9 protein-coding genes are annotated in these 8,724 nt (G+C 72.1%); 6 read left to right on the top strand and 3 right to left on the bottom strand.

Going from position 1 to position 8,724, the window contains the following annotated elements; all coding sequences use genetic code 11:
- Both HTZ82_RS22510 and HTZ82_RS22505 read right to left on the bottom strand, forming a co-directional pair.
- Window positions 1-309, bottom strand: a 309-nt coding sequence (locus HTZ82_RS22510) for a hypothetical protein (RefSeq protein ID WP_175411267.1), incomplete at its 3' end; no start/stop codon positions are given.
- An 89-nt stretch (window positions 310-398) separates the two neighbouring features.
- Window positions 399-4,172, bottom strand: coding sequence for a LamG-like jellyroll fold domain-containing protein (locus HTZ82_RS22505; RefSeq protein ID WP_175411266.1), 3,774 nt, complete (start codon window positions 4,170-4,172; stop codon window positions 399-401).
- A 450-nt stretch (window positions 4,173-4,622) separates the two neighbouring features.
- On the opposite strand from HTZ82_RS22505, the gene HTZ82_RS22500 reads away from it, so the two are divergent.
- Window positions 4,623-4,898 (top strand): hypothetical protein, encoded by a 276-nt coding sequence (locus HTZ82_RS22500; protein WP_175411265.1) that lies wholly within the window; start codon window positions 4,623-4,625, stop codon window positions 4,896-4,898.
- A gap of 3 nt (window positions 4,899-4,901) precedes the next feature.
- A complete protein-coding gene (locus HTZ82_RS22495; protein ID WP_175411264.1) occupies window positions 4,902-5,360 on the top strand; it encodes a hypothetical protein in 459 nt (152 codons plus the stop codon).
- A 67-nt stretch (window positions 5,361-5,427) separates the two neighbouring features.
- Here the strand turns inward: HTZ82_RS22495 and HTZ82_RS22490 are convergent, their stop codons facing one another.
- The gene (locus HTZ82_RS22490; RefSeq protein WP_175411263.1) at window positions 5,428-5,985 is read right to left on the bottom strand and encodes an SRPBCC family protein; all 558 of its coding nucleotides are present in this window, start codon (window positions 5,983-5,985) and stop codon (window positions 5,428-5,430) included.
- Window positions 5,986-6,236: 251 nt separating this feature from the next.
- Between HTZ82_RS22490 and HTZ82_RS22485 the strand changes: the two genes are divergently transcribed.
- From HTZ82_RS22485 to HTZ82_RS22470, 4 genes are all read left to right on the top strand, one after another.
- Window positions 6,237-7,052: a hypothetical protein gene (locus HTZ82_RS22485; RefSeq protein ID WP_175411262.1), complete on the top strand. Its 816-nt coding sequence runs from the start codon at window positions 6,237-6,239 to the stop codon at window positions 7,050-7,052.
- 99 nt (window positions 7,053-7,151) lie between these two features.
- Window positions 7,152-8,207, top strand: coding sequence for a hypothetical protein (locus tag HTZ82_RS22480; protein ID WP_175411261.1), 1,056 nt, complete (start codon window positions 7,152-7,154; stop codon window positions 8,205-8,207).
- Window positions 8,208-8,256: 49 nt separating this feature from the next.
- Window positions 8,257-8,385 (top strand): type II toxin-antitoxin system RelE/ParE family toxin, encoded by a 129-nt coding sequence (locus HTZ82_RS22475; protein WP_175411268.1) that lies wholly within the window; start codon window positions 8,257-8,259, stop codon window positions 8,383-8,385.
- 37 nt (window positions 8,386-8,422) lie between these two features.
- Window positions 8,423-8,724: transposase (locus HTZ82_RS22470; protein ID WP_175410252.1), on the top strand; the 302-nt coding region annotated here is incomplete at its 3' end.

The raw sequence follows: 8,724 nt of genomic DNA, 5'->3' as shown, positions 1-8,724 counted from the left end.
GGCGGCGCGCCGCTCGGCGGTGGCCTTCGCGGCCTGCGCCGCGTTGGCCTTGCTGTGCGCGGCCCGCAGTTCACGGGCCTTCTTGGCGCCCTGCCCGGACACCGGCGCGACCTTGCTGACGCGCGGCTCGGGCACATCGGGCCGCCCGAGCCCGCCCTGCCCGCCCGGCCCGTCCAGGGCCACGGCCGACGGTGCGAGCCCGAGGGGTACGACGAGCCCCAGGGCGATCGTGGTGAGGAGCAGCCGCCGGCCCGATGGCCGGCGTCTCCGTGGTGGTGGTGGTGTTCCGAACGTCGTTCCGAGTGGCATCAGTTCCGCCCCCATTACTCCGGAAAAGTGAACGTGGCGACGGGCGGGCGGGCCCGCATCGCAGGCCCGCCCGCTCGTCGTGTGGTGGTTCAGTCGCCTACGCGGTGGTCGATCTGCTCCGAGCCGGCCATCGCCCCGACCCACACGCGGGCCTCGTGGACGCGGGCCGGCAGGTAGTGGCCCCAGGCGCCGCCGGTGAAGCCCTTGCCGACGGCGAACTCGCCCTCGCCGAGCGCGATGGTGAAGCCCTTGGCCGTGCCGTTCTGGTTGTGGCCGAGGTAGAGGCTGATCGTGCCGTTGAGCGAGTTGTAGATGCCGGTCAGCCGGACCGGGCTGTCCACGGCGGCCACCTCGTCGGAGACGACCGAGGTGAAGGTGCCGTCGGCGTTCTTCCGGCCGAAGTGCCAGATGCCCACCGGCACGGTCCGCTGCTCCAGCGTCTCCTCGTCGAGGAAGGTGTCCTTGCCGGTCAGCTCGTACCAGAAGCCCCAGGAAGAGCCGTCGGCGGTGCGCTGGCCGAGCACCTGGCCGGTGTAGCCGACGCTCTTGCCCGCCAGCTTGGCCGCGTCCAGCTCGACGAGCGTGGACACGGTGAACGAGGCGTGCTCGTACACCAGCGGTCCGGGCGCGGTCGCGGAGTCGTCGACGCCGTCCAGCACGATCGCCTCGCCGTCGAGCGTGGCACCGGTCAGCGTGAGGTTCTTGCCGTAGCCGGAGGTGGTGTCCGCGATGGTGGTCCCGCTGCCCCGCGCCGCCGACCAGTCGGCGACCAGTTCCGCGGCCGCGAAGCCGTCGGAGATGATCAGCTCCGCCTCCTGGGCGATCTCCTCGTGCGTCAGGACGCGCTGCCAGACGACGACCTCGTCGATGGAGCCCGGGAAGTGGTACGTGTAGCTGCTCGCGCCGTTCTGGAGCCGGCCGATCTGCAGCGGGTACGTGGACTGCCAGGAGCCCTCGACGGTGACGGCACCGCCCTGGAGCCGGCCGTCGACGTACAGCTTCAGCTCCTTGGCGGCCGGGTCGTACGTACCGGCGATGTGGGTCCACACGCCGGTCTTCGCCGGATACACGGCGGGCTTGCCGTAGTAGCCGGTGCCGTCGGCCTTGCGGATGCCGAAGAACCAGGTCTTCGAGTAGTCCGAGTACCAGAGCGCGAACGGGTTGCCGTCCGGGCCGCGCTGGCTGAGCACGGAGGCGTAGCCGCCGGCGCTGTCCAGGCGGACCCAGGCGGAGACGGTGAACGCCGAGCGGGTCTCCAGGGCCGGGGCCGCGGTGGCCGCGTACCCGGTGGTGCCGTTCAGGGCGAGGCCCTTGTCGGTGACCGGCTCGGCCAGCTCCACACCGCTCGCGTCGTGCGTGATCAGGCCGCGGCGGCCGCGGTCGTCGCGGACGGCGCCGCCGCCGAGGGTGGCGTCGTGGCGCGTGGAGCCGTCGGCTGTGGCGGAGTCCACGGCGACACCGGACGCCTCGTCGAAGTGCCAGCGCCCGACGGGGCCGGCGCCCTGCGCGACCAGGAAGTCGACGACGCTCTGGGCGCCCCAGCGGCCGACGTTGTCCTTGGCCTGGACGTACAGCCGGTGGGTTCCGGAGCGGGCCGGGGTGATGCTCGTGTTGACCGTCGAGCCGCTGCCCGCGGACTTCCAGGTGTCGGTGAGGCTCAGCCGGTACTGGTAGGCGACGTTGTTGGTGTCACCGGTGGCCGGTGCGAAGGTGAAGGTGCCCGGCTTGCCGGGGCCGCCGGCGGCGGCGCAGGCGTTGGGCGTGCACTCGGTGTAGGGCGTACCGAAGGTGATCTTCGGGGCCTTGGGGGCGGTCGGGTCGACCTTGAAGTAGCAGGCGCTGCTGTAGCCGGAGTTCTGCCGGTTCGTACCGCCCTCGTAGTACGAGAGGGTCAGTGCCCTCACCCGGTACTTCACGCCCTCCTGGAGCGTGGGCAGGCTGCGGGACTGCTTGACGAGGTTGCCGACGTAACCGGAGGTGGGACTGTCGAGGTCCGAGTGGGCGAGGACCCATGCCGAGCCGTCCCACTTCTCCGTACGCCAGCGGATACGGAGGCTGGCACCCGACTCGCCGCCGGACGCGGTCCGCGGGCGGCCCTGCACCAGCGGGGTCGGGTCGGACACGACGGTGGGGCTTGTGGAGCTGGTGGAGCACAGGTAGCCGGATCCGGCGGCCAGGCCGACCTCGGTCGGGGTGGCGGGCACGCCCACGTACTTCACCGCGAGCACGGCGTCGTTGCGCCACCGCTTCCACGCGGAGGTGTCCGACTCGTCGTGGGCGCGGAGCTCCAGGGTGAGCCGGGAGAACTTGCCGGCCGCGAAGTTCTGGACGGTCGGCGTCAGGTTCTCGTTGGTCTCCTCCGGGTTGTCGTTGAACTCGATCGGGGCGGCGGGCTGCGAGGGGCTGCACGCGGTGCCGCGGCCGGCCGACACATACCGGTCGACCATCCAGTCCAGTTCGGTGGGACGGGACGACCAGGTGGTGGAGGAGGAGATGTTGTTGGTGCGGACGAGGTCCACCCAGCGGGCGTCACAGGTGAAGGACCAGGTCTCGGTGGCGCGGAAGGTGGCGTCGAGGACCTTCTTGCCCTTCAGGCTGGCGGGCGAGAACTCGAAGTACAGGCGCTGGACGTAGCCGGGGCCGCAGTAGTAGCCGGCGTAGGTGCCGCACTTGCCCATGCCCTTGCCCTCGTTGTCGGAGCCGTTGCTCCAGCCGTAGGACTCGTAGCCGTCGCTGCGCAGGAGCGTGCGCTCGGACTCGCCCCAGGTGACGGTGGGGTCGATGTAGAGCGGGAAGTGCGCGGGCGCGGTGCCGGTGAGCATCTTGGCGCTGGGTACGACGGCGAGCGCGCCGCGGCCGACCTTGACGTCCATGGTGGCGACGGTGTCACCGGCGGCGGGCTCGACACCGGGCTCGGCCGGGGGGCCGACCTCGACGGGGTCGGCGGCCTGCGGGGCCGGGGCTGTGGCGGCGGGCGCTGTGGCGGCTTCTGCTGTGGCGGCTTCTGCTGTGGCGGCCGCCGCGTCGGCCTTCGCGGCGCCGGCCTTCGCGGCGTCTGGCTTCGCGGGCGCGGCGGCCGCCTTGCGGGCGGCGGCGCGTGCGGCCCCTGCCGAGTCCCACATCTGCGCGGGCGGCGCGCGGAACACCCACTTCCCGTCCTCGTCCACGGCGCTCAGCGCCCCGGAGGGTGCCTTGACGACGCGCAGCCCGTCGGCCTTGAGGGAGTAGTCGATCTGCTTCAGCTCCGGACGGGCCGCGGCCTGCGGGGTCTTGACGACCAGTACGTGCCGGAAGCCCTCGGTGGAGGCGGTGACCTTCAGGTCGACGCCGTCGAGCACCTCCCTGTACAGGGCGCTGGCCCCGTCGAGCTCGGGCTCGGGCAGCTTGCCGGGCCAGCCGAGCGCCAGCGACCGGCCGCGCTCCTCGATCCGTACGAGCGGATCGCCGGACCCTCCACCGGAGAACGCCATGCCGACCGCGGCCGCCTTGGGCGCGACGCTGCCGTCGGGCCTGCGCACCAGCGTCGGGTCCGGGGCCTGCCAGCCGCCGCCGGGCTTGGCGACCCGTACCGGAACGGCGGACTCCTCCAGCGTGAACGAGAACCCGTCGGGGTTCGCGTACACGGTCGTACGCTCCGACCGCTCGCCGAGTACCTCGACCCGCCGCCCCGACTCCTTGGCGCTCTCCAGCGCGCGCCGCGCCTCGCTCTGCTCCGCGGGTGTCGCGTCTGCGGCCGCCGCGGCGGCGACCGGGTCGGGTCCCAGGGCGGGCAGTACGGAGAGCACCACCGCCGAGGCGATTCCCGGAATCAGCCAACGGGCCCGTCTGCCATGCGCGCCGTTGTCACGGCTCCCCCACCTCATGATCCACATCCCCCAGGAAAACGAAAGCTTGACTTGAACACATCATGTGCTCACGCAAGGTACGACCTCGCGGACGGAGTGGTGAAGATCCCGTGACGTGATCGTGACCACTTGATCGCACCCCGCCACAAGAAGGTCACCAGCCAAACCGCCCGGACACCGACAACCGTGAAATCTCCCCCACGACAGCCCAACTGACCAGCAGTCACCCCACGGGAGCACCCTCCCCCGGCGGAGGAATCTCGGCCACAGCCGAGGGGAGCGACCACAAGCCCCTTACAGGGAACCTCGAGCGATCCCATGGACCGACACGGCGCCCAGCCCCCTGGCCGAGAGGAGACCCCCACTGCACGACCAACCCGCCGGGAGGGCGCGGATCTTGCCACCGGGGGGCGCACAGGGCACCGTGTAGAGGCCCGATTCCTTTTACTGGCAAGGGAGTTGACCCGCATGAAGAAGTCCACGCTGCGTTCGGCCGCGGCGGCCGCCGCGCTGGCGACCGGTCTGGCGGCAGCCGCCGTGACGACGGCCCCGGCGGCTTCGGCGGCCCCGGCGGCTTCGGCCCAGGGTCGTATCGCCACCGCGCAGCAACTGGCGGACAGCATCCAGCAGGCCATCGCCCTGGAGCAGGACCGAGGGGGCGCGACGACGGACGGCAACGTGATCGGCTTCGTGGCCCCCCAGCTCGGCACCCCGGCGGACAGCGACGCCACGAAGCCCTGCTGACCGATGACCGCCGAGAGCACCCGCTGGTGCCCCAGCGGCGCCCCCGACCGGCCGGAGTCCGTCGTCCTGGGCGTACGGTCCGGTGCGGACGGCCGGGTCAGCTACCTGGCCGAGCCGGTGCCGGCGGCGGACGTCGCCGGCGCGATCCCGGAGGGCGTACCGCCCACGCGGATCCTGCGGTTCGCGTCGCACTGCGTGAGCGAGTGCGCCAACCGGAGGGGCGACGTGTGCGGCCTGATCGACCGGATGGCGGCGCTGCCCGCGCCGGAGGACGCCCCCGTACCGCGCTGCCATCTGCGGGCGCGGTGCAAGTGGTGGCACCAGTCGGGAACGGACGCCTGCCGCCGCTGCCCGGCGGTGGCGACGGTCCCCCAGGCCGACGACGCGCTCGCGGTCCTGGTCGCGGACCCGGCGACGACGCGGGAGCAACTGGCGGCGTGGCTCGCCGCACACCCTCACTGACTTATGGACTCACGGACCGACGGACTGACGGACTTACGGACTGACGGACTTACGGCCGGGGCCGCCCTCACCCGGAGGACGGCCCCGGCACGCCGCGCCGGTGCGGCAACAGCGCGCGAAGGGGCAGCCCACCGCCCCGCGACCGCTCACCGCCGCGCCGTCCGGGACCACCGCCGCGCGCCACAGCCGACGGCGCGGGATCCTGCCCGCCCGTCAACAGCCGGTACAGCCGCCGCGCGTCCTCCGGCAGATCACGCCGCCACCCCAGCTCCACGACCGGCCAGAGAGCGAGCATCCCGCCCCACAGCCGTACGGTGACCTGGATGTCCACATGGCAGCCCTCGCCGCGCGGCGACACCCGGAAGTCGTGCCGCGGCGACTGACTGCCGAGCGGCGTCCAGAGCCGGTCGCCGAGAAAGCTCACCCGGCTGCCCTCGGCGCACAGAGACCGCGCGAGCCGCGTCTCCCGCCGCCGCCCGGGAAACCGGTACAGATAGTCGACACCCTCCGCACGGATGTCGGCGACCCCGGAGTGCCAGCGCGCCAGATTGCACCCGTCGGCCAGGAAGGCGAACACCTCTGCGGCGGGCCGTGGAATGTAGACGAGTACGTCCACCTGCGGCATACCTGCCCCCTCACATCGAGCACCACCTCTGTTCCACCCGCCCCTCCACCCTCATCACGCACACCCGCCGATTACGCCGTTAGAACCCCCACACCCCACATCCGGCCCATCGCACGCCCGCCGGGTGAGGACCAAGGCCGTGCCGGAACCGTCACGACTGTCATGGACGTGTCGCGATGCCCGCCGCGCGAGTGCCGGCCGTCGCGGCGGGCTCGTACGCTCCGGCCACGCCGGCAAACCTGGGGGACACCATGCGTATCGGAGCCCTGCCCGCCGTGCGGGCGGCCGTCGTGGCGGCGGCCGGCGCGCTGCTGGCCACGTTCGCCGTCGCGCCGCCTGCCCGCGCGGACCACCACGACCTGGCCCCGCCCGAGATCCTCAGCGCCTCCGTCCACGGCGGCCGCGCCATCGTCCTCGGGCCGGACAGGACGCTCACCTTCCAGGCGACCGTCACCGCCAGAGCGGCCGCCGGCATTCTCCGCCACGGCGTGGAGGTCCACCTCCTCAGTCCCGGCGGGCAGGTCTGGCACGGCGCCCGCGACCTGCCGGCGACCTGCGAGCCCATCAGCGTCACCACCTCGGTGTGCACCGAGTGGTTCCGGATCGACACCGGCAGCGCCGAGGTGACCAACAGCTACGCCGGCGACTGGAAGATGGCGGCGACGGTGGCGAGCAACAACCTCCACACGCACCCGGAGAGCAGCATCACCTCCCGGACGGACCTCGCGACGGCCAAGGTGCGGCGCAGCTCCAAGCTCACCTTCGTCGCCACCCCCAACCCGGTCCGCCAGGGGCAGGGCGTCAGCGCCCTCGGCCGCCTGACCGTCGCCGACTGGGAGACCGACGCCTACACCAGCGCGCCGGGGCAGACGGTCGGACTCGAGTTCTGCGCGTCTCCGTGCCGAAGCGTGGAGTCCCTGCGCACCCTGCGCACCGGCGTCTACGGGCTGACCGGGACGACGCACCCAGCCACCCGGGACGGCTCGTGGTGGCTGAGGTACGGGGGTACGGGACAGTACGCCGCGACCTACTCGCCGGGGGTGTTCGTCGATGTCCTGGAAGGCTGACCTGCGCGCGGCGTTCGCGCTGCCCCTGGTGCTCGCGGCGGGGCTGCTCCCGCGACCGCTCCCTCGGCCGGGGCCGCGCCCGTGCCCGCGCCCGCGCCCGTGCCTGTGCCTGTGCCGCACGACTACGGCTATGTGCACGCCGACAGGGCGTCCTGGCCGGAGGGCTGGGACTACACCCCGCGCCGCAGCGTCAACTCCTCGGGCGGCGAGAACGAGGCCGTCCGGGTCGGGACCGGCGAGTACTGGGTGTTCATGGAGGGCCTGGGCACCGCCCTGGACTCGAACCGCGGGGTGGCGCACGTGACCGCACACGGGGCGTCGAACGCGTACTGCACGATCCGGTACACCAGCCGCTCCTGGGCGGGCGACGGCACGGGCGAACCGACGGCGTGGACCGGGGTCTGGCTCTCGCTGCGCTGCTACAAGCCGGACGGCGCGCCCACGGACGCGGAGTTCACGGCCAGTTGGGCGAATGCCGAGGTGGCGGACGGCCGAAGCGGTTTCGCGTACCTGACCACCAGCCAGCTGAACAGCCACGTGCCCTACGAGGGGTACTGGTACAACTCCAGCGGCTACGGAGTGAAGGTCTCCCGTGTCGCAACCGGCCGCTACGAGGTGCAGCTGCCCGGGCAGGGCGGCGGCTTCGACCCCGGGGCCCAGCTGGGGCACGTCCAGGTCACCGCCGCGCACGCGGCCGTGGACGGCCGCCGCTGCATGGTGGGGTCGATCCGGAGCGCCTTCGACCCGGTGGTGGTCGAGGTCAACTGCCACGCCCCCGACAGCGGCAGTCCCGCCGACAGCCTCTTCGCCCTCACCTACGTACGGAAGGCGAGCCTGGTGCGGACCGACCTGGCCGCGTACACCCGGGCCCAGGGCAGGGACGACGAACACACCGACCCACAGTGGACGTGGGACGCACTGGGCGAGCCGACCAGCGTGACCACCGGCACCGGGTCGGACGAGGGACGGTACTGGGTGAAGACCCCCATGATGGAGCGCTTCGACAAGGGAAACGTCCAGGTCACCGCCCTAGGATCGGACGCGCGCTTCTGCAAGGTGGCGAAGTGGAGCCCCGACACAGGGATCGAGGTCCGCTGCTTCGACCACAAGGGAAACCCGGCCCAGACCCCGTTCCTCGCGTCATACGCGGAGTGACAGGGGCCCGTGCCGACACGCCTGAGCGAGACGCCGCCCCGTCCCGGTCATCCCCGACCGGCCGGGCCGGCACCGCCTACGGATAGGCGGCTACCGCGTGATCTACACGATCGACAACGGCGGACCAGTGGTGTGGGTCGTACACGTCGCGCATTGCTCCACCGTCTACGACGCCTAGGCCGTTTCCTTCGGATCATCTGATCGTTGGTTGATGCGTGTCGTTGACTGACGCCCAGTGGGCACGCATCGAGCCGTTGCTGCCGGACCGGACACCGAAGCGGGGTGGCCGGTGGCGGGACCACCGGCAGGTGATCGACGCGATCGCCTTCAAGTACCGCACCGGCACTCCGTGGATGGAGCTGCCCGAGCACTTCGGCTCATGGAAAGGCGCCCACAACCGGCTGCGGAAATGGGCCGCCGACGGCACCTGGGAGAAGGTCTTCACCGCCCTGCTCGCCCAGGCCGACGCCGAAGGCGACCTCGACTGGGTCGTCGCGGTCGACTCCACGATCGTCCG

It is taken from the genome of Streptomyces sp. TRM64462 (assembly GCF_013362995.1).
Lineage (GTDB): Bacteria > Actinomycetota > Actinomycetes > Streptomycetales > Streptomycetaceae > Streptomyces.
The sequence above is the reverse complement of the archived record's forward strand: the minus strand, read 5'-3'. Positions and strand labels throughout refer to the sequence as shown.

Bases quoted from the DNA above. Each gene is read 5' to 3' on its own strand.
- HTZ82_RS22495 (WP_175411264.1), top strand. From the start codon at position 4,902: ATGACCGCCGAGAGCACCCGCTGGTGCCCCAGCGGCGCCCCCGACCGG.
- HTZ82_RS22485 (WP_175411262.1), top strand. From the start codon at position 6,237: ATGCGTATCGGAGCCCTGCCCGCCGTGCGGGCGGCCGTCGTGGCGGCG.
- HTZ82_RS22505 (WP_175411266.1), bottom strand. From the start codon at position 4,172: ATGAGGTGGGGGAGCCGTGACAACGGCGCGCATGGCAGACGGGCCCGT.
- HTZ82_RS22490 (WP_175411263.1), bottom strand. From the start codon at position 5,985: ATGCCGCAGGTGGACGTACTCGTCTACATTCCACGGCCCGCCGCAGAG.
- HTZ82_RS22500 (WP_175411265.1), top strand. From the start codon at position 4,623: ATGAAGAAGTCCACGCTGCGTTCGGCCGCGGCGGCCGCCGCGCTGGCG.